The sequence below is a fragment of the Lysinibacillus sp. AR18-8 genome (assembly GCF_001705465.1).
GTDB classification, from domain to species: domain Bacteria; phylum Bacillota; class Bacilli; order Bacillales_A; family Planococcaceae; genus Lysinibacillus; species Lysinibacillus capsici.
The window spans coordinates 158,633-185,580 of the sequence record NZ_MDGU01000008.1 but is presented as its reverse complement, the minus strand read 5'-3'; the positions used below and the strand labels follow the sequence as shown (position 1 = coordinate 185,580).

The window sequence follows — 26,948 nt, the reverse complement described above, 5'->3', positions numbered from 1 at the left end:
TAGGGTGAGTGATCATGGCAAGTCCACAACTCAAAAATGGGCATACACGGATTGCCAATGAAATCTTCGATCATATCATGAAGACTAATCTCAATGGCACACAATTCCGTCTGGTCTTGGCCATTTGGAGATATACGTATGGTTTTCAGAGAAAGACCAATGAAATGTCCACAAGCTTTTTAACAAAAGCGATTAATGCCAATAGAACCCAAGTTAATAGAGAACTAGCAACGTTGATTGATAGAAACATAATTAAGATTACAGGGATTGGTTCAAAAGGAGCGAGAATCATGGGGTTTAATAAAGATTATAAAGAGTGGGATGAACAGCTGCCATCTAAAGAAGTAGAACCTGAAATCCCTGATCAAACTAAACCAGTTAAAAAAATAAATATGATGAAGAAAATACTTATTACAAAATGGCCGTCTACTTTCATGAAAAAGTTTCTGTAGTTGCAAATGAAGCTGGCATATCTCATTTAATTAAAAAGTCCAATATGCAATCTTGGGCTGATGATATGCGAAAGTTAATTGAAATAGATCAAGTTGATAAGCACTTGGCAAAACAAGTCATGGATTGGGTTACACAAGATTCTTTTTGGCGCACCAACGTTTTATCAGCAAAAAAACTTAGAGATAAATTTATGGAATTAGCTATAAAAATGAATGCTGATAAAAAGCCTGCTCAACCAAAACAAAAACCTCAATATGATCCGAGAGATAAAGAAATAGAGTTCCAACGTTGGTTACAAGATGGGAATGATCCAAATGACTTTGATTGGAGCAACTGATTACGAACTTGATGCGGAAAAATCGGTGCTAGGCGCAATCTTTCTTGAACCAAGTGTGATTGATGACATTGTTTTTCTTGAATCAAGGGACTTCATTAGCGCGCGTCACCAACAGATTTATAGAGTAATGAAATGGCTAGATAATAAAAATCAGCCTATCGATATTACTACTGTTACTGAGCTGTACATGCAGCATAACAAAATGGACGAGGTAAGCATTTCTTATTTAGCGGAATTAGCCGTTTCCTGTCCTACTGCTGCAAATGTCGTGTCATATGCCAATATTGTTCGATCAAGGGCTATTCGAAGACGAGGAACAGATATAGGGCAAAAAATTATGAACCTAGTACATGAAGATTTTGAGACTGACGATGATTATTTTGCTGAAATCGAAAAACTAGCCTCAGAAGTAAGGCCCGAAGATGATGGCAAGATGCAAAGTTTAAAAGAGTCACGTCATGGATATTTTGCACATCTTTTGAAACGAGCTGAATTTATACCTACTGGATTCAAACACTATGACAAATGGGCGCATGGTCTTTGGAGAGGTTGGTTGTTCGTTAGTGCTGGACGTCCTAGTGTTGGTAAAACAGCAATGCTTCTCCAAAGAATTATGGGTGTGGCCAAGAGTGGTCCAGTATTAATTTGGTCACAAGAAATGGACAAGTACCAATTGTTTGATCGGATGATTTCAAATTCAACAGGCATTCAATACGGCCGCATAAAAAATAAGGACTTAAAGCCTGATGAATTAGGAGTCATTGAGTTTGCTTATAAAGAGTTAGAAAAGTTACCAATCTTTGTCCAGGATTCATCAGGTGTAACAATCGAGGAAGTAAGGGCTACAGCAAGGCGTTTTAAAAAGCGATATGGGCAAATTGCCATGATTGCTGTGGATTATCTGCAGATTATGAAGATTCCCCAACGTAAAAATGAGACTAGGGCGCAAGCTATTGGAAATGTAACGACTACTGCCAAGCAAATAGCGCGTGATATGAATTGTTGCTTCATGATGTTATCGCAGATGACCAGGGAAAGTGACAATGTTAAAAAGCCGCAGCTATCACACTTAAAAGAATCATCATCCATTGAACAAGATGCAGATGTTGTTGAATTTTTATGGCATGATCCAGCTGACAAAATGCCACAAGGTAAGGTCATTCAACAGTTTTTTGCAAAAGGACGAGATATAGGAATAAATGAATTTAAGTTGCTGTTTATGGGGTGGAAACAAAAGTTTATTGAACTGGATAAACAGTAGAAAACTATTTGTTTAGAGCTGAACAGGAGGAATGAAATTGGGTGGTTCATTTCCTAAGTTATCATATAAAAATTTGCAAACGATAAAGCATGCGCTACAGGAATATTTAAAGCGTGATGGCATCACTGAAAATGATAAGACAAGTGAACAAGCTTTGTTATTGAAAATTAATGATGAAATCAAATTAATGCGTGAAAGGCATCGTTTTTGAAAGAAAATGTGCAAAAGGAAGGGGGCAAAGAAATGGCATCGATAGAAATGTTATTAAACAAAACACTTATCTCAATAGAGCAGGATGGCAATGATGAACTATATTTCCTAACAGCCGAAGGAGATAAATTCAAGATGTATCATGAACAAGATTGTTGTGAAAGTGTTTGGTTAGAAGAAACTATCGGGGATTTAGAAGATTTAATTGGTAATCCTTTATTAATGGCTGATGAAGTAATAGAAAGTCCTCCTGAAAGCGACAATTACGAAAGTGCAACTTGGACATTTTATAAGTTCGCTACTATTAAAGGCTATGTGACTTTATGTTGGGTTGGTGAATCGAACGGATATTATTCTGAATCAGTAAATTTTCGCAAAGTTAATTAATAAAGGATTTGGAGGATCGTTATGAGATTCATAGGTATAGATCCATCTACTAAAACAGGATTTGTTGCACTTGATGAAAATGGCCAGGTACTTAGAGCCAAAGAATTAACAGGCATAGGTGATAAAGATCCTTATCGAATGATTACCCTTATTGACGAGGTTATGGCCCATATGCGAAAGGGAGACATCATTACAATTGAGGGATTTGGTTTTGCAACACAGCAGGGCATCCAGCTTGGCGGAATTGGTTGGGGTATGCGAATGTCTCTAACTAGACGAGGCTTTAAATACTATGAAGTGGCACCTAATGCTGTTAAAAAATTTGTAGGTGTAACAGGCTTCACAGGCGAAGTAGGGAATAAAAAGCGCCTTACTGGTCCAGAGAAGAAAAAAGTCGTTATGAAAGCTGTAAAAGATCATTTTGGCTTCTCACATAAAAGCGACAATGTTGTAGATGCATATATTTTAGCTCAAATTGCAAGAATCATGTACCAGTTTAATAGACCTGATTTTATTGGTTGTCCTGTCTATCAAGCAGAGGTAGTTAAATCGATATTAGGAAACAAAACAATTGAAATGGAGAGTGTGAAGAATGGCTAAAGTTGAATTAAATGTCCTTTTTAAAAAGATACAAAAGGATGATAAAAAAGAAGTTTTAGAGTTTCATATCTTGGGTGATGATGTTCAATATAAATCTGAATTAATTGGTATGGCAGGCAGCATTGTAATACTTGAACTGGGTGATGTTAAATTATCTGCAGAGATGAAATCAATTCAGCGCGATAGCAAGAAAGTCGTGTTGAAATTTGAAGCCAAAGGCGATAGTGAGGAAAAGACTATCAAACTTTATCCAAAAGCAGGCTTTAATGTGAAGATTTCACTTGAACAAAGCCAAATGAGCATTGAAGAATTTGAGGAACAGCATGAGGGTATTGAATATCAGGTTGATGGAGATGGAAGTGTGTCGGTACCAACTGATCAAATGAGCATTAAAGATGTCAATGAGACAGAAAACAAAGATGATTTACTAGATTGATACTAATTGCCCTGGTAGATGCCAGGGTATCTTTCTTGTAGAAGGGGGAAATCTGTTTTGGATTTTGAATTGCCTGAATTAGATAGAAAAGCAACGCAAGCAGCTGTCGAGCGAGAATTAGAAAAATACCGCATTTTTAAACATTTAACTTTTGAAGAAAAAGAAGCAGCTACAACATCACATATTAATGACATTGGTGGAGGGAAAGGCAATTTAACAAGTGACCAAACAGGCTCAGTGGCCATTTACAACGTTGATGAAAAGAGTGCAAGACGTAAATATTGTGAGCGTATAGAACGTGCTGTAAAAAGGCTACCACCAATGGAAAGATTCTTGATTGAAACAAGATACATGGCTGATGATGCCGAATACTTAACAGATATGAAAGTCTATTGTTTTAAATTTCAACCACCAATTTCGCCGCCTACTTACGATAAAATTCGTTGGAAAGCCTTTTACAAATTAGCTTTAGACTTAAACATTGCACGTACAATATAGAAAAAAATTGAAAAAGAATTTTAAAATATTTAAAAAGCCTTTTAAAGCATTTGGTTTTATACATGTTAAATTAATATCATCGGGAATTGATTAAGGGAGACCTTAGTTGATTCCTTTTTCATTTCCATAGTGTTGACTGTCGCGGATTAGCGTCACCTTTTATGTCGCTAATTAGCGTCTACTTATGTCGCGGATTAGCGTCTAGTAATGTCGCTAATTAGCGTCTAGTGAAACGAGTTTCTTCTATATATGCAAAATCTCTAAAGAAAACAATAAAGAAAACAATAAAGAAAACTAACTAGCAAATACATTTTGCTAGTTATAGATTTTGTATTTTAAAGAAAATTTAAAAGTCTCCCTACTTGGTGTAATTTTAAAAGGTCTTTCAATAATCGAAATACATAATATTGCACTTCGTAAAGATTTATTTCTTATTTTCATTTTTTACTAACTAAACACTCGAACTTTATCCTTCATGATTGATGAAAATTCCCGATATAATAAATGAGCCTTGTGAATATAATGGTAAAAAATAGTTGGCAATTAATCGATTCTGATTGCATAAAAATTGTAAGTTGTGTAGTATAATAAGGAATAACAGGAATATGGGGGAGTTGGTTATGGATATTAGAGCATGGTTAGGTGGTAATAATCACCATGGTAATGGACAAATTCATGAGAAAATAAATGAACTGTCACAACTCTATGTCACGGCCGTAAAAGAGTACTTTTCATTAGACGACATCGGAACAGACTTTAATGAATTTTGTGTAATTATTAAAAATAAAAAAATTAAGGCTGACCAAGAAGGATTTAGGGAATGGTTTTTAGATAAAGGATCCCTATTCTTAAAAGATTTAATAAAAAAACAGTATAAAGATTGTGAAAAAGCCATTGCAAAGATGGATTATGAAATGTACATTCTTTCTGATGAGTTGGATATGGAATATCCCGATGATTTAGTGGCATCGCTTATTTCTATTACTGAAGAAGTACCAACTTATCTAATAGAAAATGTAACCGAAACTAAAATCAATCTAGATTGGAATTACAAAATTAATAAAATTAATATCTCTTATGTACACAATGATGAGATATTAGCAACAATAGAAGTAAATAATAGAGTTGCTAAACCAATAACTGGATATTATACTAAAGACGAGGAAGTTTTTAAGCCTAGTCTTGAGTATAATAATTGGTCTGATTTTCATGGTTTTAGAACAGACATATTAGACTTAAAGGCTAAGAAAGAACCTTCATATTCATTTGAGGGTTCTTTTTTTCTATAATCAATTAGGAGGATAGTCATGACTATTTTAGATTACTACAAGATAATTAAGAATTCGGTACAATTCAAAGAGGCGGATCTAGTTGCTATCAGGTGTTATAAGAATGACGTTAAAAACATGGAGGGTAGAGCTTCTGTTAATTTGAGATTTGAAAGAGAAACAAACCTACTTTCTGAAGATATTGCTGAAGTAAAATTAATAACATATCTTAGTCTTGAAAATGACTTTTTTAATTTCGAAATTGAGTATAAAGGTACATGTTACAAGTTAGATGAAACAATTTCAGAGGAAGAGTTTGAAAGATATGCACATGATCAAGTTGTTCCGTTATTGCTTCCATACGTACGTGAATGTATTAGTAGCTTAATGTCCAAAATGAATATTCCGGTGTTTACAATTCCTACAATAGATGTTCTAGATACTTTAGAAGCTAATAGTGTTGAAAGAGTTAACTCCTATAATGAATAGAATCTTTTTTATTAGGAAGGATTATTCAACACCCGGACATATAATCAAATCTGTAAAATTATTGTCTGATCATTTTAAGGTAGACAGAGAGTATCTTTCTGATTACCTATCTGTACTCAGGTTTTCGAAAAGATGGAAAATCGCGACTATGGTGAATGATTTGCAAGTTTGGGAAAATAATTTTACAAAAATATATTCAACAGGGACATATAATATTGTTAAATTAACTAAAGAAGCTTTTTTGAGTTGTACCTCTAAAGATGAAATCGATAGTTTAAGAGGAGCAATAGTTGAAGCTATTATTATAGGATGCTTTGAGGGACATGAAAATTTAAAATTCGAAAATTTTGGTTGGGGTGCTAGTGTAAACATTAGAGAAGATGACACCGAAATTCAATTAAAATATTTATGTTCCCAACGTGAAAAGGATGAATGTGATAATAGACTTACAGTGGATTTTGGATACTGGGATGGTAATCACGGACAATTTTTTGAATGTAAAGTGGAACCTAAAACAATTGGATGTAAAGAAGTAAATTATATGAAATATCTTAAAGAAGAATTAAGAAAAAGAGGATTCTCCCATGAGATATTTTTCGTTAGTCCAAAACCTGAAAGTGCTATTTTATTACAATTAGATAATTATGATCTTGGACCTACATTTAAGCCATTTGGTATAAATAGCATGAGAGCAATTCTAAAACAAAAGCAGAAATTAAAAAAATGTGTTTGAAGTATGCTAAAGTCTACATCAAAATGATGTGGGCTTTTTATTATGCCTTAAAAGGTGGTGAGAAGATCATGACCATGATTGTATACATGACACTAGCATTGGACTTAATCATACGTGCACTCATTGTAATGTTGTTGATTGCTGGTATTGTTCATGCAGTTGTTTCTATTGGAGAGAAAAAGAAAGCTGTTAATGAGCTCACAGTTATATCTAAACGGCTGCACATTCTTATGGACATTCCTATTAAGAAGGCTAGAGAGTTCATGAAGGGTAATGATAATCACAAGGAGTAACACATGAACCATCATAAACCCAGTGATACCAAGGCTTTGGGTCCTTTCCAGGAGGGAGGGGTTATGCGGGGCTAGCGACGCCCGCGGCTTGCCTGTTTTTATTTTAAAAATTTTACTTCGGAACTTCGGAATTGGAGGTGTGCAAAATGGATGGATTTAAGGAAGAGAACAATCAGGTTTTAGTATCAACAAAACGTCTTTGTGAACTACTTGAAGTAAGTGATAGAACGCTAACAGATTGGAAAAGACAAGGGTTGACGCAGCATGCTAGGGGTTGGTGGAATTTGCAACACGTCCTGAAATGGCGCGGTGAAATATACAATGCCGATTCCGAAGTGAGTAAATCCGCAAACCTTCAGCAAATGAAATTAGAAGCTGAAATTGCCTTCAAGCAGGCACAAGCTGAATTAACTAAAATGAAAAATGAAATTGCTGAAGGGAAGTATATCGAGAAAGAAATTGTGGAAGCAGAATTGACTCGCTTCTTTTTAATTTTCAAAAAATCAGCTTTAATGTTGCCACGTAAATTGATGGGATTTGTTACTGGATATTTGGAACCACTGGAAGTTAGACGAGTGGAGCATCAAATGACAGAGCTTGTGAAAGATGCGTTGAATCAGATGAGTGTGGATGGTGTGTACAATGCCAAAAAGAAATAAACACAAACTTCCTGAGTTCATAAAAAAAGCGCTACAGTTTTTGAAGGCTCCAGAAAATTTAACAGTAAGTGAATGGGCTGAAAAGTATCGCAAGCTGGATGTGAAAACAAGTGCGATACCAGGTCCATGGCGAAACGAAATGACGCCTTATTTAGTTGAAATCATGGATGAATTTAACAACCCAGATACAGAAGAAATTGTATTCGTAAAGCCTACTCAAGTGGGTGGAACGGAAGTCTTGTTGAATGTCATTGGATATGTTGTGATGCAGGATCCAAACCCTGCAATGGTTGTTTATCCAACAGATGATTTAGCTGAGTCTATTTCAGAAAACCGTATACAGCCAATGTTTCAGTTGTCACAAGAATTGAACAAACGATTCAAGAAAAATGAATCAAACCGTTCCGAATTACAGTTTGATGGGATGTATCTTTCTTTGACTGGTGCAAATTCACCATCATCTTTATCTTCAAAAGCCATACGTTACTTGTTACTAGATGAAGTCGATAAATATCCAGGGGCATCTAAAAAAGAAGCAGATCCAATTAAATTAGCGCGTGAACGTACAAAAACCTTTCCGAATAGTAAATTATTCATTACTTCAACACCAACTGTTAGAACTGGCCATATAAATAAAGCAAAAGAAACATCAGACGTGATTAAACATTACTTTGTTCCATGTGTCCATTGTAACGAATTTATTGAGTTGAAATTCCAACAAATAAGATGGCCAAAAGAAGAAAGCATGAGTGAAGTGGATCGCGCTGAGTTTGCTAATTATGTATGCCAAGAATGCGGCTGTGTGATTACAGACCAGCATAAAATGCAGATGATTAAGCAAGGTAAATGGCAAGTTGTTCAGCAGCGTACACAATATCCACGAAAAGTTTGTTACTGGATGAATACTTTATATTCTCCCTTTGTTACATTTGGTGAAATAGCTAAAGAATTTTTAACAACAAAGAACGATCCAGAATCCTTTCAAAACTTCACGAATTCTTGGCTAGCTGAAGTATGGGAAGATACCAAATTGAAAACTAATGCAGATATGGTTAAGGAAAGACAAACTGATATTCCTGAATTTACGGTCCCAGAATGGGCCGAACTATTAACTGCAGGTGTCGATGTCCAGGAAACAAGTTTATACTATACAATTCGAGCTTGGGGAAAATATATGACTTCTCAATTAGTTGCGAAGGGCCAAGTGCCAAGTTTCACTGATATTGAAAACATCATGAATGCAGAATTTTATAAAGAGAATGGCGAAAGAATGATAGTAAATGCAGCTGGAATTGATTCAGGGGACCAAACCGATGAGGTGTATGATTTCTGTGCACGAAATAGTGAATGGGCTATCCCAATCAAAGGTGTTGGTGATGGACTTCATCACTTCCGCATTAGTATGGTCAATCGAACAACATCATCAGCGCATGGTATGCAATTAATTCTTATTGATGGTGGTAAATATAAAGACATGATTGCATCACGTATGAAAAAGAAAAACGGTACTGGATCATGGATGGTTTATAAAGGCATTGATGATGACTATGCGGAACAAGTTACTGCAGAACATAAAGTTAATGAAAAACGTAGTGGCCGAACCGTTTCTATATGGGTAAAGAAAACTTCCCATGCAGATAACCACTACCTTGATTGTGAGGTCTATGATTTTGCAATGGCGGATGTTTTAGGCGTTAGGACGTTGCATTTATTGCAAGAAGAAACACCACCTGAAGCGAATGTTAATGAGGTTGCTGAGGAATTTAATAATGATTGGCTGGGTGGTAATAAAAAATGGTTAGATGAGTTTTAAAAATGCCCCTGAGGTAACAGAGGCAAAGTCTATATTTTAACTAGTAATTTTAACACCAACAATTAAATCTTCATAGCCAAAGTCATCTGAATATATAACTTTTAAATAATTCTCATTTTCAAGATTTTTAAGGTATGCCTCAATAAGTTGATGATTATCCTGGCCATATATTTTGCAAGTTTCAATAATATCACCAAACGAAATAATAGAACCGTATTTAGCAAAAGGTTTGGCAGGGATATTTTTTAAGATATTGATTAAATTCATATAATCACCTCACTTTCAAAGTGATTATAACAAATTTTGGGAAGGAGTTGAGAGGCTATGAGTATTTTAGAACAATTGCAACAAGTAAACAATGCTATTGCAGCCATTGAAATAGGTGGTCAGGAATATCAAATCGGTTCAAGACGGTTGAAGCGTGCTGATTTATCCTTGCTTTATCAGCGACAAAAGGAATTACAAGGGCAGTTAGAGGCTGAAAAATCTGATGGTTTTGGCCTGGTCAACACATCTGTCGCTATATTTGATCGAAGGTAGGTGTGTTAATGAATTGGTTAGATAGAACAATTGCTTGGTTATCTCCTGAATCTGCATATAAACGTTTGGGTTATCGAAAAGCCGTTAATGACATGCGTTCATATGACGCAGCTGGGGATGATCATTTAAACGCAGGGTGGCGAGCTGTAAATGCAAAAGCTGAATCTACTGATGGAATGTATCGCGATACAATTCGTGCGAGAAGCCGTGATTTAGAACGAAATAGTGACATTTTAGAAAGTGTTGTCTTGGCATTTGAACGAAATGTCGTTGGTGGAGGCTTTAAGTTGCAAGCGAAAACTGAAAATGAAGATTTGAATACAGCTATAGAATCATTATTCAAATTGTGGTGCCGTCCTAAAAATTGTGATGTCACACAACAACAGAGTTTTTCAGAAATATGTCAAATGCTTGTGCGACGCCAAAAGGTAGACGGTGGGATTATTGTAGTTTTGAGATATATTGATGATGGTGTTGTACCTTTATCATTACAAATCTATGAGGTAGATGATTTAGATACAATGATTCCTACAACTACGACAAAAAAGATTGTGAACGGTATTGAATACAATGCCTATAATCGGCCAGTTGCCTATTATCTAAAAAAATATGATGCATATGGAAACTATATCGGTACATCTGAGCGAATTGACGCTAAAGATGTGCTTTTTTTATTCAAGAAAAAACGTCCTAGTCAGTTACGGGAAATGAGCGAATTATCGTCTACGCTCCCACGTGTACGCGACATGAATCAATTTATGGAAGCTGTATCTGTAAAAGAACGTGTTGCAGCATTGTTAGCGGTTTTAATAAAGCGAATAACGCCTAATAATGGTGGAGGTCTTGGACGAGGAACTGGCCAACCTGATAAACGGACTGGATATGCAGGAAAAATGCTTAGTCCAGGTATGATGATGGAATTGAATCCAGGGGACGATGTTCATGTTGTTCAGCCTCCAGCACAGGCCGCTAACTCAGCCGAATTTATTCGTTTACAACAGCGCCTTTCAGGTTCGGCTCAAGGCATTTCCTATGAAGTTGCAGCACGTGATATGTCACAAGTCAACTATTCATCAGCTCGCCAAGGGCTATTAGAGGACCAAAAAACGTATTTAATGCAGCAACAATATTTAATCGATCATTTTTTTATCCCTGTCTATGAGGCTTTCATTGAATCAGCTGTTTTGGCTGGGAAGATCAGTATTAAAGACTTTCATACTAAAAAAGAGAACTACCTACAGCATGAATGGATTGCACCAGGTATGAAATGGATTGATCCTCTTAAAGAAGCAAATGCAAATAAAATAGCGCTGGAAACAAATCAAACTACTCTTGCAGAGATTGCAGGGAATACGGGGAACGATTGGCGTGAAATCATTGATCAGCGTGCACGTGAAATCGAATATATGAAAGAAAAGGGGGTGATAAATAGTGAATCCGCAACAAAATCCGAAGAAATCGACAAACTCATTGAGGAAACAGATGACGAAAAACCAGAAGATGAATCGTGATTTATCCTTTGATATTCGCTCATTAGATGACGATAAACGGACATTTGAGCTGTCTTTTTCATCAGAAGAACCATATCAACGTTGGTTTGGTCCTGAAATTCTCTCACATGAACCAGGCGCAATTGATTTAAGTCGATTAAATGAAATTGGTGTTCTTTTATATAACCATAATCGTGACAAAGTAATTGGCCGTATCGATAAAGCGTGGACAAAGGATAATCGAGCTTATGCGCAAGTTACCTTTGATGAAGATGATGAATCAGATGTGATTTATCAAAAAGTAAAATCTCAAACTCTTAAAGCTGTATCAGTCGGTTATCAAGTTGAATCATGGGAAGAAGTGGCACCTGGTAAAACTTCTGCAAATGGTCGCCACGTGGGACCGTGTAGCGTTGCTTTGAAATGGCAGCCATATGAAATTAGTATCGTTTCTGTGCCAGCTGATGCATCAGTAGGAGTAGGCCGAGATATGGAAGATGAATTTGAGCAAGAAATACAAGAAAAAGGCGACTATTCGTATTATGAACGCCAAATTTTACTTAATGAAAACCTATTTGGAGGGATAAAATAATGAATTTATTACAAATGTTAGCACGTCAAAAGGCGATTGTTGATGCTGCAAAAGCAGAGGGAAATCGTGCATTATCAGTTGAAGAAAAGCGAGAATTTGATGAATTACAAAGTAAAATTGATGCTCTCCGTGCACAAGGTGATCCAAATGAGCCAACACCAGCACCAACACCAGTAGATAACTCAGAGCGTGCACTTGCGGCCGAACGCCAACGTGCACTTGAAATCACATCTCTTTGTCGAGACTTTGGTTTAAATGCTGAAGATTATATTAAAGATGGCCATACAATTGATCAGGTGCGTCAATTCATTCTGGAAAAGCAAATTAAAGATCGCGCGCCACAACCTTCAGGTATTCAAATGGGAAAAGATGAGCGTGATAAATTCCGTGATGCAGCTGCAGATGGACTAGCTTTACGTGTTGGAATGAACGTTGAAAAGCCGAATGATGGCGCTGGAGAATTACGTAATTTATCATTACGTGAATTAGCAAAGGAATCACTCATTATCGAAGGTGTAAATAACGCTTATCGATTAAGTGATGATGAACTTTTACGCCAACATTTAACGCCAACATCTCTATTTACAAACATCATCGATCAAACTGCTCGTAATGTTTTCCAACAAGCATATACAGACGCAGCTACAACATACCAACATTGGACACGTCGTGGAACATTAACTGATTTCCGTCCTACTAAAACATATCAAGTTGGTACTGCAGGGGAACTATTGTTAGTGTCAGAGAATGGTGAATTGAAACATGATGATCCTAATGGTGTTGAAGGTCCAACACGTCAATTATTAACTTATGGCCGTCAATTCTCCATGTCACGTCAAGCATTTATTAATGATGATGTAAGTTTCATTGAAACTAGACCAGCCCTATATGCTCAATCAGCACGACTTGGTATTAACCGTTTGGTATATCAAACTCTAGCTAAAAATCCAGCTATTTGGGATGGTAAGACACTCTTCCATGCGGATCATAAAAATGTTATGGCCACAGGCGGAGCCCCATCAGTTGATACATTATCACAAGCACGTCAGCTATTAAGAAAACAAACGGCTGCAGGTGGCGATGTGAAGTTAAATATTCCTGCACGATTCATGTTAGTACCAACTTCACTTGAAACAAAGGCAGGTCAATTAATTGGTTCAACTGTGGATCCATCACAAGCGAATCCTAATATTCCAAACCCATTCTATAATCAATTTACAATCGTTTCAGATGCAGAGCTTGATGATGCAAGTGTAAATGGCGAATTAGAATGGTATGTAACATCAGATATTTTACGTTCACCAATTCAAGTTGATTTCCTAAATGGGAAAGATATGCCGACGATTGTCATGAAACAAGCACCAGCTGGCCAACTAGGTTTCCTATGGGACATTTATATGGATTATGGTGTAACAGTTGTAGATTATCAAACAGTAGTTAAAAACAACGGTAAATAAGGAAGGGGTTAAGACAAAATGGCGCAAGCAAAATATGTACAACGTGGCGAAACAATTGATTTTATTAATAACACTAGTGCGGACATTGTAGCAGGCGAAGTTATCTCCTTATCCAACCGCATTGGTGTTGCGGCTACTGCAATTCCTGTGGGTACAAAAGGAGCTATCAATGTAATGGGTGTGTATGATTTACCTGCCCTTACTACAGAAGCATTTACGATTGGCCAAACTGTTTATTTTAAAGATGGCAAGGTACAGGCTACCGAAACAGATGCTACACCTGCAGGTTGGATTATTGAGCCAAAATCACAAGCTGGAACTATTGCCCGAGTAAAAATCGATTAGTGGAGGTAATGATATGGCCATTATTTTAGAGTCAATCACTCATGTATGGTTCGCTGGACGAATGATTCCGCCAGGTGAAGTTTTTTCAGCAGATGATGCCTTTGCTACTAAATTAATCGAGGGTGGTTCTGCAAAAGTAGCAAATGCAGTAGATAGTAAGGATGAACAACCAAAAGGTCGCCGCGTGAGAAAAGCAGATGATGATCATGAATAAGACTTTTAAAGATTTCTTATTACAAGATGTAAATAATGTTTTTTTAAATGAAAATGAGTTTGCAGAAACGGTCATCATCAATAAAAATGCAATGAAAATTGTTCGTGATAGTGATGAAATGGTCCAATTTAATACTGATAAGAAGTTGGCTTCATGTGATGTAGTTTTTCATGTGGAGTCCTCTTATTTTAGAGGTATTCCGCAGCCTGAAAGGATAATGGAATTTGAGGGGAAAGAATATCGAATAAAAGTTGTCCGTAATAATTTAGGAATGCTAACAATTGGACTAATGAGGTACACAGAATGAGTATGTTGATTCAAGTCGATGCAGCTGCTTTAAGGGATGTTGAACAGAGACTTGGTCAATTTGCTAATCGAGCTCCCAATGCGATAGCCAATTCATTAAATCGAGCATCCACCAATACCGCCAGCAATATTACGAAAGAAACACGATCAAAATATCATCTTAAACCTGCAGATATTAAAGCAACATTAAAAATTACAAAGGCAAGTAAATCTGTTTTATCAGCAGAAGTAAGATCTAGTGGTAAGGCTGTACCGTTAGACCGATTTAAAGTATCACCTAAAACAGTCAATCCCAAACGAAAAAGCCAGTTAAAAATTGCTGTTAAAAAGAATGGGATGAAACAAGTTTTAGGAGCATTTGTAGCTAATTTACATGGTATTAAACTATTTAAACGTGAAACGAATAAAAGGTTACCGATTGCAAGACTTTTTGGTCCTTCAATACCTCAAATGATTGGAAATGAGGAAACGGTACGAAAAATTAATGAACAATCATGGATTACGTATGAAACACGTTTGAATCATGAAATCAATCGAATTTTAGGGCAATTAGGAGCGAGTTAAATGACAGTTGCTAACATACAAAATGCTTTAGTTGATAGACTAGCTGAAATATTAAAAGATTTCCCTTTGAAAACTTCCTATAACAATCAAACACCATTTAAGATTTTTCGTCATAAGATTCCTGAAAGAACAAGTGACAAATTTAATTACTCAGATGAGGATACACATGATGAAGTGTATCCTTTTTGTTTGGTTAAAATCGATCAAGGACAAAAAGAGAGTAATGAAAGTTTAGAGGAAAATGTGTTGAATATTTTAATTGGTGTGAAAAATGAGGGTTTGGAGGGAGAGGGATATGATGATGTAATGGCTTGTATTCAAGCCATTTGGAATGACTTCAATCGCAATCCTATTTTAGAGAATAAGTATCTATTCAAGTATCCATTAAGTTGGGCACTGGATGGAAGTGAAGAAGAACGCCATCCCTTTTATTATGGTGGCGTACAACTGACCTTTGAAAGTAGGTCATTAACACAAGGAGGGTTTATAAATGGCCAATGAACGTATTAAAAACCAAGTAGAGCCTGTTTCTCCTGAAGTAGTAAGAGAAACGATAGAAAGTGCCCTTCCAACGCATTCAGATGGAGGCGTTGTAGAGCAAGATAAATCAGCAATTATTTCTAAGGAAAATGTTATTCCAGCAACAAGTATTACACAAAAAATCTATGTTGGCCCTAATGTACTAGGCTTGCCAACATACACGGTGGTTGAAACAACTTTTACACCACATATTAATAGTTTTATTGAGAAATGCCCTGAAATAGAAAAATTATTCGTGCCGATTTTAGAAATGGCAGAGGTAGAAAGTCGGACTAAAGTAAAAGGTACTTTAGAAAATCGTTATTATAATGCAATACGAGAATTCTATTCAGTACCAAGGAAGGGGGCTAACTAATGGCTGGCTATCAACACGGGGTCTATACACATGAGTTACCAACATCTATTAAGCCACCTGTAAAATCAACTGCTGGATTAACTGTTATTGTAGGTACTGCTCCAATCCATTTGACAGAAGATCCTGCATCTTTGGTGAATAAACCAATGTTTGGCTATACGTATTCAGAATGTGTAAAGAAAATGGGTTATCTTGATGATTTTGATAAATATACAATTTGTGAGTCAATTAGTTCGCATTTCGCGCTTTTTGCTGTAGCTCCATTGGTAATGATTAATGTTTTAGATCCTGAAAAGCATTCTGTTCCAGGAACTAAACAATTACCTGTAATTAAAAATGAAGCTGTACTTAAAGAAGATGGGGTACTTAAATCTACTATTGTCGTTAAAAGTGTTGATGATGCCACTACGTATGAAGATTATGAGGTGGAATTTGACGATAATGGCCATTTGCACATTTTTACTTCAGCCGCTAACGAAATCAAAGTGGAATACAAAAAGTTAGATCCTTCACTGGTCACTAACGCAGATATTATTGGCGGTGTATCACAAGAAGGAAATCTAAAAGGACTTGAATTAACAAACGAAGTATTTCCAAGGTTCCGCGAAGTACCAGGAATACTTATTGCTCCTAAATATTCAACAGATCCTGCTGTAGCTGCTGTTATGAAAGCCAAAGTAAGTAATATTAACGGTTTGTTTGGTGCTACTGCATTTGCAGACCTCTCAACAACTGAAGTAAAAGATTACACACAAGCCCCAATGGTAAAAAATCAAAATAATTTAGATAACGAAGATTTACTAGTGTTTTGGCCAAAAATATCTCTTGGTGGAAAACAGTATCATATGTCAACACAAGCAGCTAGTTTAGCAAACCTAGTTGATGCAAGCAACGAAGGTTATCCATGTGAAGAGTTTTCAAATAAAAACTTACAAATGGATGCAGCTGTACTAGAAGATGGTACAGAAATTTTACTTAGCTTGGAACAAGCAAACTATCTAAATGGCCAAGGTATCGTCACAGCACTTAACTGGACTGGAGGTTGGCGTGCTTGGGGTCATCGGACATCTGCTTATCCAACAAATACTGATCCAAAGGATGCCTTTATTTCAGTACGTCGTGTGTTTATTTATGAGCAAAATCAATTTATTCTTTCGTTTTGGAATAATGTAGACAAGCCAGGAAATCCAAAACTAATTGAAAATATTGTTGATAGTAAAAACATTGATCTTAACAGCAAAAAGGCACGCCAATTAATCTTGGGTGGTCGAATTGAGTTTGCAGAAGAAGAAAACGCTACAACCGATCTAATGGATGGCTCTTATGCTTTCCACTTGTATCTCACACCAGGAACACCAGCGCGCGAAATAAAAGGATTATTTGAATTTGATCCTGGTTATTTCAGTGCGCTTTTTAGTTAGGAGGAAACTAAATGAATATACAAGATCAATTAGTAACTCAATACTCAGTTTGGAAGAATGTAACGGATTACCTGGGTGCAGGCGAGGTTGAGCTACCGTCTTTTGAGGCACTTACTGAAACAATGAAAGGTGCTGGCATTGCAGGTGAAGTGAATGCGCCTGTTGTGGGACATTACGGATCTCAAACTTTAAAAATTAACTGGCGAACAATTACAAAGGATGCCATTGCGCTTGCAGAACCTAAAGCCCATTCGATAGATTTACGTGCAAACCAACAATTATTTGATGCAGGTAAAGGTGAATATGTAAATCAATCAGTTGTTATTAAAACACGTTGTGTACCTATAAATCTTAATCCTGGGAAACTTGCTATCGGTGCTTCTACAGAAACAGCCAATGAGTTTGAGGTACATTACATCAAAATTATGATTGATGGAAAAACAGTGATTGAAATTGATAAATTTAATTTCATTTGTGTAATAAACGGAAAAGACGTTTTAGAACAAGTACGAAAAAACATTGGATTATAGGAGGAAAATGAACAATGAATGATAAAACAAATGTTGAAATGGTGGACAACCAAGCCTTAGAGACGCAGATTACTTTAAAACGACCAATTGTATTTGAAGATCAAACAATAAATCAAATTAATTTAGATTTTGAAAGTCTAACTGGAGAGGATATTGAAAAAGCCGAGGCTCAATTTAATGCTGAAGCACCACAAAATTCAATGGTTATGGTAAAAGAAATGTCTAAGCCTTTTCTAGCTATTGTGGCATCAAAAGCAGCGAGAGTTCATGTTGATCTAATTCGTAAACTATCAGCACCTGATTACGCAAAGATTACAACACGAACATCGCTTTTTTTATTAGGTGGCAAATAGCCAAGGAACCAGCTGAAAGCATTCGTTTGATGTGTACTTATTGTGCATTACAAAGCAGAACACCAGTCGATTTTTATTTAAAGCTATCTATACGTAGGTTATTTGGTTGGTACAACACATTTAAACGGATCGATGCACAAAAGCCAAAGAAGCGAGGTGAAAGTTAGTGTCTAAAGTATTTGATATTGCTTTTAGACTTGGAGCAGAACTAACGAGTAGCTTTACCAACACTTTTAATGATGCTGGTGGAATGATGAAAGCGTTAGGTGGTGCCGCAGCTGCTCTTGGTGGTGCAGCTGCTCTTACTAATGCCATTTCACAAGTAGCTGATATGAGTCAAGAATTGGCCACTTTATCAGCTCAAACAGGCTTAATTGGTGATGATTTCGAGGATTTAAAAGGGACTGCAGAGAATTTATTTCGCAATAACTATGGAGATTCCTTTGAAGAAGTTACGGATGCACTCGCTAAGGTTAAGCAGAACATGCATGAATTAAGTGATGCGGATTTAGAGCAATTTACTGGTGAGGCTTTATCATTTGCCAAAACTTTTGACGAGGATATAAATGAAGTGACCAGGGCTGCTAACAATATGATGAGTAGCTTTGGTGTTAATTCAGCAACCGCAATGGACCTTTTTGCAGCAGGAGCGCAAAGAGGTCTTAATTTTTCTGATGAAATGTTAGATAACGTGGCCGAATATGCACCGTTGTTTGGAGAAATGGGCTATAGTGCTGACGAATACTTTGGAATCATGGAAAGAGGGGCCAAGGCAGGTGTTTACAATTTAGATTATGTAAACGATGTAATGAAAGAGTTCCAAATCAGGGTTAAAGACGGCTCAAAATCAACAGATGAAACCTTTTCTGCTATGAGTAAATCAACATTTGATTTGTGGGAAAGTTTTAACCGTGGGGAGGCATCTGTAGCAGATGTTGCAAGCGCTGTGACAAAAGAGCTCCAAGGCATGGATGACCAGGTTACAGCCAACCAATTAGCTGTGGCATTATTCGGAACGAAGTGGGAAGATTTAGAGTCTACAGCTATGTATGCGATGTTAGGATCAACCGATGCCATGGAGGGCTTTGAAGGAGCAATGGAGACAGTAAACCAAATACAGTTTAGTTCATTTAATGCGGCCATCCGAGGGATAGGCCGTATTTTATTTATGGATTTGGTTTATCCAATAGGAGATGCAGTTCTTCCATATCTCAATATATTTGCTCAATATTTAAAGGATAGGTTACCTAATGCTGTATCAAGGCTCAAAATGGTGCTCTCGGTTATTGGACCTGTTGTATTGGGTTTAGTGGGCGCATTTGCGGCTTACAAGGTCGGGTTATCTGCTATCGTTACCTACCAAAAGATATATAACACCATTCAAAAAGCAAGCACAGCTTTAATGGCGGCACATCGTACAGCTATGTTGGCCTCTACTTTTGCAGGTGGAGGATTTAAAGGAATGCTTGCAGCTGTATCCAGTGGAATGCGTGCATTTAATGCAGCCATGCTAGCCAATCCTGTTGTGCTTATCGTTGCAGGATTAGCCGCATTGGGCACTGGATTATATTTTGCTTATCAGAAGTCGGAAACATTTAGAAACGCCATATCTCCATTGCTAGCCCTGTTAAAAGAGACATTCATAAATGGTGTATCTGCAATAGGTTCAACTGTCATGAGCTACCTTCCAGTAATTATGGAGGCATTTTCTTCTTTAGGTGGAGCTATAATGTCAATCGCAACTGCAGCAATTCCCGTCTTATCAACCATTATTCAATCTGTATTTCCGATTATTGTTTCTGTAATTCAAACAGCAGTTCCAGTAATAGCTACGCTGATACAAGGAATCGCAATGATTTTCACTAATGTAGTAGTACCAGCTATTCAAGGTATTTTAACTGTAGTTCAATATGTGTTCCCATATATACAGATGGTAATACAAAATGCTTTGGCTATTGTAAACGGTGTGATACAGACAGCGATGGCGCTATTACAAGGTGATTGGGATGGTGCCTGGAATGCTATTCTTTCAACAGCTTCAACAATCATGAACAACATAATTTCATTCTTCCAAGGAATTAATCTGTATGATGTTGGGATAGCAATTATCAATGGATTGATCAACGGTATTAAATCCATGGGTGGGGCTGTTTTAGGCGCGATAGGTGATTTAGTACCTAAACCTTTGAAAAGCGCAGCTAGTAAGTTTTTAGGGGAGCTCCCTGGCTTTGCTGAAGGTGGTATCGTTGGTAATCCAACGTTAGCATGGATTGGTGAGGGCGGTGACACAGAGTCTGTAATCCCTTGGAATAATAGTCAACGAAGCAGAGACTTATGGCTACAAACTGGCCAAGCACTTGGCATGTTAAACAATGATGGAATGCTTGCAGATTTACAAAAACAAGTGGCACCCGATGCATCAATTATTAATCCTCAACAAGTAGCTGACTCTAGTGGTAATGGTGGAAGTATTGTTATTCATTATTCGCCACAGTACAGTGTACAAAGACCAGAGGATTTAGATAGTGTTAAACAACATGCGGATGCTGATAAAGACGATTTAGAAGCTCGTATTGCGGAAATACAACGAAATGAAAGGAGATTGTCGTTTGGGTAAGCTGTATAAGACAATTTCAGGTGATGAGTGGGATGTAATTTGTTATAAACATTACGGCACAGAAATGGTGATGGACCAAGTAATGAATGCCAACCCAAAACACATTCAAACAGTTGTATTTTCAGCTGGTATTGAGTTAATATTGCCTGAAATTGACACGATTAAAGAAATCGCTAATAAACCGCCATGGATGAGGTGATATAGTGACTAATACAAGACAAGCAATTGTCGTTATTTCTTACAATGGGAAAAACATAACAGCAGACTTAGCGCCTGATTTAACTTCATTTCAGTACAATGATAATGAAGGGAAAAGTGATGAAATCCAATTAGATTTGCAAGATCGTGAAAAGAAATGGCAGGATCCATGGTTACCAGGTAAAGGTGATAAGATACATGCTACAATCCGTCTTGAAAATTGGCGTAAAGAAAAAGAAGTGTCGCAGTTAAAATGCGGCACTTTTTATATTGACGATGTAAGTTTTAAGGGACCACCAGATAAAGTCTCAATTAAAGCTGTTTCAACACCTTTCGATGAAGGTGGTAAAGACACTGAGAAAACGAAAGCATGGGAAAATACAGATTTAAAGACGATTTTAACAGATGTGGCAAAATCAGCAGGGCTTAAATTATTTTTTGATGCTCCTAACCACAAATATAAACGTGTTGAACAATCAAAAAAAACTGACTTGGCCTTTGCTAAAGAGATCACCAAGAAAGAGGGTTTATCCATCAAGGTAACAAATGATCAGCTTATTGTTTATGACGAGTTGGAATATGAAAAGAAATCAGCCGTCCGAACAATTACCCGAGGTGAGGATGATATTAAATCATACGATTTTAAAGAAACTGCAGCTGAAGAACAGTATGCCAAAGTGGAGATTTCTTATTCTGATGCTACAAAAAAGAAAACCATAAAATACACCTATAATGTACCAGGTGTGAAAAGTGGACCTACCCTCAAGGTTAATAAAAAGGCTAAAAATTTAGATGAGGCTAAACGATGGGCACAAGCAGAAGCACGCAATAAAAATAAGCGTTCTAAAACGGGGAAAATTACATTGTTAGGTGACGAGAGATTAGTACAAGGGCTAACTATCGAACTAAAAAAGTTTGGTGCTTTTAGTGGTAAATATATTATAGAGTCTGCTGGACACAATGTAACAGGCGGTTATACAACAGATATTAATTTAAGGGGGGTGCTAAGTTATTAATGTCAAAGTCAATGCAATCAACTTCATTTGAAGCTGTTAAATACGGCATTGTTTCATCAATCAATCGTGCAAAGGCAACAGCAAGAGTACATTTTGAGGATTGTGATGATGCTGTATCAGATGAATTAAGTGTAATACCTTTCAGGACAATGAAAACGAAACACTACTGGATGCCGAGTGTAGGGGAGCAGGTTATAGTTTTATTTGCAGCCAATGCGCCTGACACGGGATTTATTATTGGTGCTGTATATTCTGATGTCGATACGCCTCCTGAAGAAATCGGAGAACAAGATTGTATAGGTATTTGGTTTGAAGATGGTACCATACTCAAATACGATTTGGATACTAAAACACTTGTTATGGATTGTACTGGTGAAATTAATATTGTGGCAAAACAACCTATAAATATTAAGGCAGAGAGTGATATGTTCCTAGATGGAAACCTACACGTTACTAAAGATATTATCGCTGGTGGGGTCAGTCTAGTGAATCACGTCCATCCATCTCCTGGAGGTACTACTGGTACACCAACGAAAGGATGATTAGATGATTGGGACATGGGGCAATGTAATTTTTTCTGTATCAGATAAGAAAGTCAATACATTTGATGGTTTTAAGCGTAGTGAATCAGCAAGATGGTCAAAGCATGATATACATGGCCAAAAATCAAAGTCTGAATTTACAGGCGTAGATAATGGAAAAGTATCTTTCACTATGCACTTTTCTGCCTTTCATGGCGTGAATCCTATCAAAGAATTAGATAAATTCATCAAGTGTGTGCGTAGTGGAGAAGCACACACTTTAATCATTGGAAATAAACGTGTTGGCGTTAATAAATGGTATCTGCCAAGCGTTGATCAATCATGGGACTATTTCGACAACAAAGGCAACATATTGAGTGCTGGTATTACAATAACGATGGAGGAATATGTATGACACAACAATATACATTAACTTACAATCCTTCAGTTATAAACTTTCGTCCTAATAGTGTATTGGAAGAAATCTTTCAAAATATAAATACAATCCTTGGTACGTCCAAATTTTCTGTACCTCTTTTTCGCAGTTTTGGGCTAATTGAATCATTTGTAGATAAGTCAGTAACGAACCTTCATCCGTTGTTTGTTGCAGAAATTTTCGAAGCAGTTGAAACATATGAACCGCGTGTGATTGTAGAGGAAGTAAAGCTAGATGTAAACGTGGATGGCCAAGCCTATCCAACAATAATTTTTAGTCTTAGAAATGGGGTGGTATTGTGACGGTTATTTTGCCTGAAATAAATTTTTTAACAACTAACCCTGAAGAACTGGCCAATGAATTCATTCAAATGTATGAACAAGAAGAAGGAAGGAAACTTGCACAAGCAGATCCATTGAGGCTCATTTTTTTAACTTGTGCATCTGTGATTACTAAACAAAACGTGGCCATAAATGACGCAGCCAAACAAAATTTACTTTACTATGCGCGTGGAGATATATTAAAGCACAGAGGGGCTGAATTTGATACACCTGTTTTAGAAGCAACAGCAGCGTCAACCACATTACGTATGCATTTGTCTTTACCTCTTTCAACATCAAAAATCATAAAGAAAGGGGAACTATTAGCTACTTCTAATGAAGGGGCTATTTTTTTTGTTTCTACACATGATGCTGTTATTGAAACGACAGATTTATTTGTTGATATTAATTTAAAGTGCACCATCACAGGTCCTGAAGGTAATGGTTTTGCTATTGGAGAAATCAACAGCTTAGTGAAGCCATTGCCATATATAAGCAAAGTTGAAAATATTACAGTTTCAGCAGGTGGATCACTAGAAGAAGATGAGGAATCATACCGAAATCGTATTTATTTAGCACCTGAAAAACTCTCTAATGCAGGGCCGACAGGAGCATATGAGTATTATGCAAAATCGGCATCACCATTGATTAGCGACATTTTTGTAGATTCTCCACAACCTGGTTATGTGAATATCAGCGTTTTATTAAAAAACGGAGAATTACCTTCAGAAGAAATTATTCAATTAATTTATGAAAAAGTGAATGCCAAGGACGTACGGCCACTAACAGATTTTATTACTGTAAGTGCTCCAGAAATAGTCACTTATGATTTAGATGTTGTTTATTACATCGAAACAAATGCGGTAGATAAAACACTCATTCATCAAAATGTTGAAAAAGCTATTGATGAGTATGGGAAATGGCAATCATCAAAGATTGGTCGAGACATCAATCCATCAAAATTGATTAGCGATTGCTATAAGGCTGGAGCAAAGCGAGTCGAGGTAAGGAAACCTTTTTTTATGGCTATTAATAAAGGCCAAGTTGCTGTTATGGAAAACAAAAATGTAACATTTGGGGGCTTAGAGGATGATTGACTTAAAACAAAATACGCTTTTACGTGAGATCCCCAATAACCTACTACAAGATGAAAAGGTTAAAAATTTAGCGAAAACATTGCAGACATCATTGGATCAAATGCGAGATTGGGCTTATAAAATTAACTACACGTTACATTTAGATAAATTAGATGATGCAGTGTTAGACCATTTGTTGTGGGAGAAACACATTGGCTGGAATGAAGGATTGTCGTTGGCTACTACACGCCAACAAAAAATCAATCTTATTCAAACAGCTATCAATACCCACCGACGCAAAGGAACACCTGCAGCAATCGAACAGGTCCTTGAAGCGTTAAATTTGCCTGGTGATGTGATTGAATGGTTTCAATACGAAGGAGAACCATTTCACTTTAAAGTTGAAGTAACTACCACAAACATTACAAGTAAAACTTTATTCTTACTTAGGCAACTAGTAAACGAATATAAAAACACAAGATCATGGCTCGACTTTGTGGCTGTAAAGTTGCCCAAAAATGAGTATATCGAAATTGAAACTAGCAAGTCACATTATCCAGTTTACTTGCCTGTTTGTGGTGAGATTTATTGTGAAGGTGTACCAGGTGCAGGCACTAAAAAATCAATTGAAATTGAATCGAAAAACTACACGTATCCAGTTTACATGCCGATATGTGGTGAAATATTTGCTAGCGAGGTGATAGACACATGGTAACACGTATTTTATTAGACCGAACATATGAATTTTGGAGAGACATGATGAAAAAGGCTGTTGTGACAATAGACGGCCAAGATGTGATCAAATCATTCCATTCGCAGGAGATTGTAGGAGACACAGTAAAAACTTATGTGTATTTGGATGATGGTCATGGTCATGTAACCAATGCAAAATTAGTTGATGCTCAAGGAATTGAATTAGATCGATATGAAACATCAATAGAACAAAGCGATGATGGTGTAATGATCATTTTTACGCTCACTGGCACGTTGAAAGGAGAGTTGCAGGTATGAGTCTAGTAGTCTCTAACAAATACGAGTTGATTCACTGGCGAGATCGTATTTGGAAAATAGGTCCTGATGGCAAATTAATACCTCAACGGGATGAAAATAATCAGATTATCAACAATCCACTCACTGGACAACCAGAATATGAGTATTTAGAAACTGGAACACGTGTAAATGCTAAACGATTAAATCACATGGATGAAGGAATATATTCTGCTCATGATTACATTGTAGAGTTAAAAGCCACTATTAGACGTATGCAGATCCAAATGGAGCTGGATGGTCGAGTGCCAGGCAATTCTGGAACATTTGCAGATACACTTGATGGCAGCTCAAATAAAATTAAATTAGACAAAACTTTAACAGATATTGTTGAAGCAGTTGCTATAGGTACAACTACTATTAAAGTGGCCAGTGTAGAAGGATTCACAGCTTTCACACAGGTCACTATTTTTGATGATGAACATATAGAGGACGTTGTGATCACTGAGGTAGGAACAAACACTATCAAGGTACAAGCATTAAAAAATGCGTACAAAAAAGGTGCAAAAGTGGCTCGAAGTAATGTGGTAATCGATACAACAAATGCTGAAATGGGTGTCGGTGATTGGCAGACATATAGCGTTGAGTTAGTGGAGGTGGTTTAAGAATGGCACAGCATTATTACGATAAGTTTAATACGATAACAAATTATACTTATTCCCAAGGTCCGTGGAGTAGTGAAGCTGGTTGGACGCCAATGACATTTTGGGATTTGTATAGAAACTATACATTCTATAGCCAGAACGGGAGTTATGGTGTATCTAATCAGATAGGGTACAGCGTACCACTTAATATAGGTGATGTAGCCTATAGAATAAATGGTTCTACTTTACAACGTTTTACTATCTACGCGCAAAACGAAGGTAATTTATCAGGGGCATCACATAATGTAACAATAGCAGAAAAAAAGGCGAGTGAGGTCACGTCAGTACCGAGTTACAACAAAGGGTCACTAGTGCAATCTAACATCGTGGCTGAGAATGGCACATATCCCGCCAACGGACGTCATACAGACGGTTATTGGTACGTTAGAGGCGCTGAAGTGGTTGGTGAGCCTGGAACGATAACGACGTCCGCAATCACATACGAAAACACAGGCGGCAGAAAAGTCACACGACTAAGCAACGGGTGGCTTGTTATGGTTGCCGCGAATAAGTCACTATCAACAGTTTATTGGTATGTATCTAAAGACGGTGGGACTACGTGGTCACAACTATGCTATAACAACGGGGGCTGGACAGCACACTTCGCGATAGCTAGTCATGGTACAAACGTGTATACAGCTGTGGCGACTAGTGGCGGCATGACTGGGGTCGTGAAATTTGATGCCGCAACCGTCCAAAACGCCGTACAGCCTGTCATAAATCTTACACCTTCAGGGCAAACGGGCGTCAATTCGGTGTCTATTGCTACAGACCCTTTAAACGGTGCAATCCACCTACTGTGGGTAGCTAAAACAACGACGTATCCAAACTCGTGGAATTTACGTTATACCAAGAGTACCAATGGCGGTAGTACGTGGGACGGCGCTGCAAATACAACTCAGTTGAACGCAAGTACAACTAACTACTCA

The 26,948-nt window shown here is 37.0% G+C and carries 38 protein-coding genes; 37 read left to right on the top strand and 1 reads right to left on the bottom strand.

Annotated features, from left to right (window positions below):
* The first annotated feature begins 14 nt into the window (after window positions 1-14).
* The 14 genes from BFM98_RS07585 to BFM98_RS07520 all read left to right on the top strand — a co-directional run bounded on the left by BFM98_RS07585 (window position 15) and on the right by BFM98_RS07520 (window position 9,437).
* Complete coding sequence (locus BFM98_RS07585) at window positions 15-452, top strand: replication protein (RefSeq protein ID WP_066036996.1); 438 nt, start codon at window positions 15-17, stop codon at window positions 450-452.
* The gene (locus BFM98_RS07580) at window positions 419-790 is read left to right on the top strand and encodes a hypothetical protein (protein WP_066036995.1); all 372 of its coding nucleotides are present in this window, start codon (window positions 419-421) and stop codon (window positions 788-790) included. Before BFM98_RS07585 ends, BFM98_RS07580 begins: the two co-directional genes overlap by 34 nt.
* On the top strand, window positions 768-2,051 hold the full coding sequence (locus BFM98_RS07575; protein ID WP_066036994.1) for a replicative DNA helicase: 1,284 nt from the start codon (window positions 768-770) through the stop codon (window positions 2,049-2,051). Before BFM98_RS07580 ends, BFM98_RS07575 begins: the two co-directional genes overlap by 23 nt.
* A 37-nt stretch (window positions 2,052-2,088) precedes the next feature.
* Complete coding sequence (locus tag BFM98_RS07570; RefSeq protein ID WP_254660002.1) at window positions 2,089-2,262, top strand: DNA strand exchange inhibitor protein; 174 nt, start codon at window positions 2,089-2,091, stop codon at window positions 2,260-2,262.
* Window positions 2,263-2,294: 32 nt separating this feature from the next.
* Window positions 2,295-2,648, top strand: coding sequence for a DUF7448 domain-containing protein (locus tag BFM98_RS07565; protein ID WP_066037063.1), 354 nt, complete (start codon window positions 2,295-2,297; stop codon window positions 2,646-2,648).
* Between the two features lie 21 nt (window positions 2,649-2,669).
* Window positions 2,670-3,248, top strand: coding sequence for a hypothetical protein (locus BFM98_RS07560; protein WP_066036992.1), 579 nt, complete (start codon window positions 2,670-2,672; stop codon window positions 3,246-3,248).
* Entirely contained in the window at window positions 3,241-3,684 is a 444-nt protein-coding gene (locus BFM98_RS07555; RefSeq protein WP_066036991.1) for a hypothetical protein, read from the top strand. Before BFM98_RS07560 ends, BFM98_RS07555 begins: the two co-directional genes overlap by 8 nt.
* Window positions 3,685-3,741: 57 nt before the next feature.
* Entirely contained in the window at window positions 3,742-4,182 is a 441-nt protein-coding gene (locus tag BFM98_RS07550) for an ArpU family phage packaging/lysis transcriptional regulator (RefSeq protein ID WP_241740670.1), read from the top strand.
* A gap of 620 nt (window positions 4,183-4,802) precedes the next feature.
* Window positions 4,803-5,471 (top strand): hypothetical protein, encoded by a 669-nt coding sequence (locus tag BFM98_RS07545; RefSeq protein WP_066036989.1) that lies wholly within the window; start codon window positions 4,803-4,805, stop codon window positions 5,469-5,471.
* Between the two features lie 18 nt (window positions 5,472-5,489).
* Complete coding sequence (locus BFM98_RS07540; RefSeq protein WP_066036988.1) at window positions 5,490-5,939, top strand: protein-export chaperone SecB; 450 nt, start codon at window positions 5,490-5,492, stop codon at window positions 5,937-5,939.
* A gap of 148 nt (window positions 5,940-6,087) precedes the next feature.
* Window positions 6,088-6,672: a hypothetical protein gene (locus BFM98_RS07535; protein WP_139111224.1), complete on the top strand. Its 585-nt coding sequence runs from the start codon at window positions 6,088-6,090 to the stop codon at window positions 6,670-6,672.
* Between the two features lie 68 nt (window positions 6,673-6,740).
* A complete protein-coding gene (locus BFM98_RS07530; RefSeq protein ID WP_139111223.1) occupies window positions 6,741-6,965 on the top strand; it encodes a hypothetical protein in 225 nt (74 codons plus the stop codon).
* A 146-nt stretch (window positions 6,966-7,111) separates the two neighbouring features.
* The gene (locus tag BFM98_RS07525) at window positions 7,112-7,624 is read left to right on the top strand and encodes a hypothetical protein (RefSeq protein ID WP_066036985.1); all 513 of its coding nucleotides are present in this window, start codon (window positions 7,112-7,114) and stop codon (window positions 7,622-7,624) included.
* Window positions 7,608-9,437 (top strand): phage terminase large subunit family protein, encoded by a 1,830-nt coding sequence (locus BFM98_RS07520; protein ID WP_066036984.1) that lies wholly within the window; start codon window positions 7,608-7,610, stop codon window positions 9,435-9,437. Before BFM98_RS07525 ends, BFM98_RS07520 begins: the two co-directional genes overlap by 17 nt.
* Before the next feature lie 36 nt (window positions 9,438-9,473).
* Here BFM98_RS07520 and BFM98_RS07515 read toward each other — a convergent pair whose 3' ends face one another.
* Entirely contained in the window at window positions 9,474-9,704 is a 231-nt protein-coding gene (locus BFM98_RS07515) for a hypothetical protein (protein WP_066036983.1), read from the bottom strand.
* 57 nt (window positions 9,705-9,761) lie between these two features.
* Here BFM98_RS07515 and BFM98_RS07510 point away from each other — a divergent pair, with 57 nt between their 5' ends.
* The 23 genes from BFM98_RS07510 to BFM98_RS07400 all read left to right on the top strand — a co-directional run bounded on the left by BFM98_RS07510 (window position 9,762) and on the right by BFM98_RS07400 (window position 25,980).
* Window positions 9,762-9,977 (top strand): peptidylprolyl isomerase, encoded by a 216-nt coding sequence (locus tag BFM98_RS07510; RefSeq protein ID WP_066036982.1) that lies wholly within the window; start codon window positions 9,762-9,764, stop codon window positions 9,975-9,977.
* A gap of 8 nt (window positions 9,978-9,985) precedes the next feature.
* Window positions 9,986-11,488 (top strand): phage portal protein, encoded by a 1,503-nt coding sequence (locus BFM98_RS07505; protein ID WP_066036981.1) that lies wholly within the window; start codon window positions 9,986-9,988, stop codon window positions 11,486-11,488.
* Window positions 11,460-12,059: an HK97 family phage prohead protease gene (locus tag BFM98_RS07500; RefSeq protein WP_139111226.1), complete on the top strand. Its 600-nt coding sequence runs from the start codon at window positions 11,460-11,462 to the stop codon at window positions 12,057-12,059. The genes BFM98_RS07505 and BFM98_RS07500 overlap by 29 nt, the downstream gene beginning before the upstream one ends.
* A complete protein-coding gene (locus BFM98_RS07495) occupies window positions 12,059-13,516 on the top strand; it encodes a phage major capsid protein (protein ID WP_066036980.1) in 1,458 nt (485 codons plus the stop codon). Before BFM98_RS07500 ends, BFM98_RS07495 begins: the two co-directional genes overlap by 1 nt.
* Before the next feature lie 18 nt (window positions 13,517-13,534).
* A complete protein-coding gene (locus BFM98_RS07490; RefSeq protein ID WP_066036979.1) occupies window positions 13,535-13,861 on the top strand; it encodes a DUF2190 family protein in 327 nt (108 codons plus the stop codon).
* A 13-nt stretch (window positions 13,862-13,874) separates the two neighbouring features.
* Window positions 13,875-14,075, top strand: coding sequence for a hypothetical protein (locus BFM98_RS07485; protein WP_066036978.1), 201 nt, complete (start codon window positions 13,875-13,877; stop codon window positions 14,073-14,075).
* The gene (locus tag BFM98_RS07480) at window positions 14,068-14,382 is read left to right on the top strand and encodes a hypothetical protein (protein WP_066036977.1); all 315 of its coding nucleotides are present in this window, start codon (window positions 14,068-14,070) and stop codon (window positions 14,380-14,382) included. Before BFM98_RS07485 ends, BFM98_RS07480 begins: the two co-directional genes overlap by 8 nt.
* Window positions 14,379-14,945: a phage tail protein gene (locus BFM98_RS07475; protein ID WP_083225309.1), complete on the top strand. Its 567-nt coding sequence runs from the start codon at window positions 14,379-14,381 to the stop codon at window positions 14,943-14,945. Before BFM98_RS07480 ends, BFM98_RS07475 begins: the two co-directional genes overlap by 4 nt.
* Window positions 14,946-15,446: a hypothetical protein gene (locus tag BFM98_RS07470; protein WP_066036976.1), complete on the top strand. Its 501-nt coding sequence runs from the start codon at window positions 14,946-14,948 to the stop codon at window positions 15,444-15,446. It abuts the gene before it with no gap.
* Window positions 15,436-15,840 carry a hypothetical protein gene (locus tag BFM98_RS07465; RefSeq protein ID WP_066036975.1) on the top strand — a complete coding sequence of 135 codons (405 nt, stop codon included), beginning with the start codon at window positions 15,436-15,438 and terminating at the stop codon, window positions 15,838-15,840. The genes BFM98_RS07470 and BFM98_RS07465 overlap by 11 nt, the downstream gene beginning before the upstream one ends.
* The gene (locus BFM98_RS07460) at window positions 15,840-17,261 is read left to right on the top strand and encodes a phage tail sheath family protein (protein ID WP_066036974.1); all 1,422 of its coding nucleotides are present in this window, start codon (window positions 15,840-15,842) and stop codon (window positions 17,259-17,261) included. Before BFM98_RS07465 ends, BFM98_RS07460 begins: the two co-directional genes overlap by 1 nt.
* 11 nt (window positions 17,262-17,272) lie before the next feature.
* A complete protein-coding gene (locus tag BFM98_RS07455; RefSeq protein ID WP_066036973.1) occupies window positions 17,273-17,791 on the top strand; it encodes a phage major tail tube protein in 519 nt (172 codons plus the stop codon).
* A gap of 14 nt (window positions 17,792-17,805) precedes the next feature.
* Complete coding sequence (locus tag BFM98_RS07450) at window positions 17,806-18,144, top strand: phage tail assembly protein (RefSeq protein ID WP_083225306.1); 339 nt, start codon at window positions 17,806-17,808, stop codon at window positions 18,142-18,144.
* A gap of 166 nt (window positions 18,145-18,310) precedes the next feature.
* Window positions 18,311-20,761: a phage tail tape measure protein gene (locus BFM98_RS07445; RefSeq protein WP_066036972.1), complete on the top strand. Its 2,451-nt coding sequence runs from the start codon at window positions 18,311-18,313 to the stop codon at window positions 20,759-20,761.
* Window positions 20,754-20,960, top strand: coding sequence for a tail protein X (locus BFM98_RS07440; RefSeq protein ID WP_066036971.1), 207 nt, complete (start codon window positions 20,754-20,756; stop codon window positions 20,958-20,960). The genes BFM98_RS07445 and BFM98_RS07440 overlap by 8 nt, the downstream gene beginning before the upstream one ends.
* 4 nt (window positions 20,961-20,964) lie before the next feature.
* Window positions 20,965-21,975, top strand: a complete 1,011-nt coding sequence (locus tag BFM98_RS07435) for a phage late control D family protein (protein WP_083225304.1) — start codon at window positions 20,965-20,967, stop codon at window positions 21,973-21,975.
* The gene (locus tag BFM98_RS07430) at window positions 21,975-22,517 is read left to right on the top strand and encodes a phage baseplate assembly protein V (RefSeq protein ID WP_083225302.1); all 543 of its coding nucleotides are present in this window, start codon (window positions 21,975-21,977) and stop codon (window positions 22,515-22,517) included. The genes BFM98_RS07435 and BFM98_RS07430 overlap by 1 nt, the downstream gene beginning before the upstream one ends.
* A gap of 4 nt (window positions 22,518-22,521) precedes the next feature.
* Window positions 22,522-22,911 (top strand): phage tail protein, encoded by a 390-nt coding sequence (locus BFM98_RS07425; RefSeq protein ID WP_066036970.1) that lies wholly within the window; start codon window positions 22,522-22,524, stop codon window positions 22,909-22,911.
* The gene (locus BFM98_RS07420) at window positions 22,908-23,234 is read left to right on the top strand and encodes a GPW/gp25 family protein (RefSeq protein ID WP_083225300.1); all 327 of its coding nucleotides are present in this window, start codon (window positions 22,908-22,910) and stop codon (window positions 23,232-23,234) included. Before BFM98_RS07425 ends, BFM98_RS07420 begins: the two co-directional genes overlap by 4 nt.
* Window positions 23,231-24,349 (top strand): baseplate assembly protein, encoded by a 1,119-nt coding sequence (locus BFM98_RS07415; RefSeq protein WP_066036969.1) that lies wholly within the window; start codon window positions 23,231-23,233, stop codon window positions 24,347-24,349. The genes BFM98_RS07420 and BFM98_RS07415 overlap by 4 nt, the downstream gene beginning before the upstream one ends.
* The gene (locus tag BFM98_RS07410; protein ID WP_066036968.1) at window positions 24,342-25,043 is read left to right on the top strand and encodes a phage tail protein I; all 702 of its coding nucleotides are present in this window, start codon (window positions 24,342-24,344) and stop codon (window positions 25,041-25,043) included. Before BFM98_RS07415 ends, BFM98_RS07410 begins: the two co-directional genes overlap by 8 nt.
* Complete coding sequence (locus BFM98_RS07405) at window positions 25,037-25,339, top strand: hypothetical protein (RefSeq protein ID WP_066036967.1); 303 nt, start codon at window positions 25,037-25,039, stop codon at window positions 25,337-25,339. The genes BFM98_RS07410 and BFM98_RS07405 overlap by 7 nt, the downstream gene beginning before the upstream one ends.
* A complete protein-coding gene (locus tag BFM98_RS07400) occupies window positions 25,336-25,980 on the top strand; it encodes a hypothetical protein (protein ID WP_066036966.1) in 645 nt (214 codons plus the stop codon). The genes BFM98_RS07405 and BFM98_RS07400 overlap by 4 nt, the downstream gene beginning before the upstream one ends.
* Window positions 25,981-26,948 lie beyond the last annotated feature (968 nt).

Coding starts and splice junctions, on each gene's coding strand:
- BFM98_RS07520 (WP_066036984.1), top strand. CDS start 7,608: ATGCCAAAAAGAAATAAACACAAACTTCCTGAGTTCATAAAAAAAGCG.
- BFM98_RS07530 (WP_139111223.1), top strand. CDS start 6,741: ATGACCATGATTGTATACATGACACTAGCATTGGACTTAATCATACGT.
- BFM98_RS07480 (WP_066036977.1), top strand. CDS start 14,068: ATGAATAAGACTTTTAAAGATTTCTTATTACAAGATGTAAATAATGTT.
- BFM98_RS07535 (WP_139111224.1), top strand. CDS start 6,088: ATGGTGAATGATTTGCAAGTTTGGGAAAATAATTTTACAAAAATATAT.
- BFM98_RS07515 (WP_066036983.1), bottom strand. CDS start 9,704: ATGAATTTAATCAATATCTTAAAAAATATCCCTGCCAAACCTTTTGCT.
- BFM98_RS07545 (WP_066036989.1), top strand. CDS start 4,803: ATGGATATTAGAGCATGGTTAGGTGGTAATAATCACCATGGTAATGGA.
- BFM98_RS07560 (WP_066036992.1), top strand. CDS start 2,670: ATGAGATTCATAGGTATAGATCCATCTACTAAAACAGGATTTGTTGCA.
- BFM98_RS07430 (WP_083225302.1), top strand. CDS start 21,975: ATGTCAAAGTCAATGCAATCAACTTCATTTGAAGCTGTTAAATACGGC.
- BFM98_RS07460 (WP_066036974.1), top strand. CDS start 15,840: ATGGCTGGCTATCAACACGGGGTCTATACACATGAGTTACCAACATCT.
- BFM98_RS07500 (WP_139111226.1), top strand. CDS start 11,460: ATGACGAAAAACCAGAAGATGAATCGTGATTTATCCTTTGATATTCGC.
- BFM98_RS07475 (WP_083225309.1), top strand. CDS start 14,379: ATGAGTATGTTGATTCAAGTCGATGCAGCTGCTTTAAGGGATGTTGAA.
- BFM98_RS07580 (WP_066036995.1), top strand. CDS start 419: ATGGCCGTCTACTTTCATGAAAAAGTTTCTGTAGTTGCAAATGAAGCT.
- BFM98_RS07540 (WP_066036988.1), top strand. CDS start 5,490: ATGACTATTTTAGATTACTACAAGATAATTAAGAATTCGGTACAATTC.
- BFM98_RS07525 (WP_066036985.1), top strand. CDS start 7,112: ATGGATGGATTTAAGGAAGAGAACAATCAGGTTTTAGTATCAACAAAA.
- BFM98_RS07455 (WP_066036973.1), top strand. CDS start 17,273: ATGAATATACAAGATCAATTAGTAACTCAATACTCAGTTTGGAAGAAT.
- BFM98_RS07450 (WP_083225306.1), top strand. CDS start 17,806: ATGAATGATAAAACAAATGTTGAAATGGTGGACAACCAAGCCTTAGAG.
- BFM98_RS07495 (WP_066036980.1), top strand. CDS start 12,059: ATGAATTTATTACAAATGTTAGCACGTCAAAAGGCGATTGTTGATGCT.
- BFM98_RS07465 (WP_066036975.1), top strand. CDS start 15,436: ATGGCCAATGAACGTATTAAAAACCAAGTAGAGCCTGTTTCTCCTGAA.
- BFM98_RS07490 (WP_066036979.1), top strand. CDS start 13,535: ATGGCGCAAGCAAAATATGTACAACGTGGCGAAACAATTGATTTTATT.
- BFM98_RS07565 (WP_066037063.1), top strand. CDS start 2,295: ATGGCATCGATAGAAATGTTATTAAACAAAACACTTATCTCAATAGAG.
- BFM98_RS07400 (WP_066036966.1), top strand. CDS start 25,336: ATGAGTCTAGTAGTCTCTAACAAATACGAGTTGATTCACTGGCGAGAT.
- BFM98_RS07405 (WP_066036967.1), top strand. CDS start 25,037: ATGGTAACACGTATTTTATTAGACCGAACATATGAATTTTGGAGAGAC.
- BFM98_RS07555 (WP_066036991.1), top strand. CDS start 3,241: ATGGCTAAAGTTGAATTAAATGTCCTTTTTAAAAAGATACAAAAGGAT.
- BFM98_RS07410 (WP_066036968.1), top strand. CDS start 24,342: ATGATTGACTTAAAACAAAATACGCTTTTACGTGAGATCCCCAATAAC.
- BFM98_RS07420 (WP_083225300.1), top strand. CDS start 22,908: ATGACACAACAATATACATTAACTTACAATCCTTCAGTTATAAACTTT.
- BFM98_RS07485 (WP_066036978.1), top strand. CDS start 13,875: ATGGCCATTATTTTAGAGTCAATCACTCATGTATGGTTCGCTGGACGA.
- BFM98_RS07470 (WP_066036976.1), top strand. CDS start 14,946: ATGACAGTTGCTAACATACAAAATGCTTTAGTTGATAGACTAGCTGAA.
- BFM98_RS07425 (WP_066036970.1), top strand. CDS start 22,522: ATGATTGGGACATGGGGCAATGTAATTTTTTCTGTATCAGATAAGAAA.
- BFM98_RS07585 (WP_066036996.1), top strand. CDS start 15: ATGGCAAGTCCACAACTCAAAAATGGGCATACACGGATTGCCAATGAA.
- BFM98_RS07575 (WP_066036994.1), top strand. CDS start 768: ATGACTTTGATTGGAGCAACTGATTACGAACTTGATGCGGAAAAATCG.
- BFM98_RS07505 (WP_066036981.1), top strand. CDS start 9,986: ATGAATTGGTTAGATAGAACAATTGCTTGGTTATCTCCTGAATCTGCA.
- BFM98_RS07510 (WP_066036982.1), top strand. CDS start 9,762: ATGAGTATTTTAGAACAATTGCAACAAGTAAACAATGCTATTGCAGCC.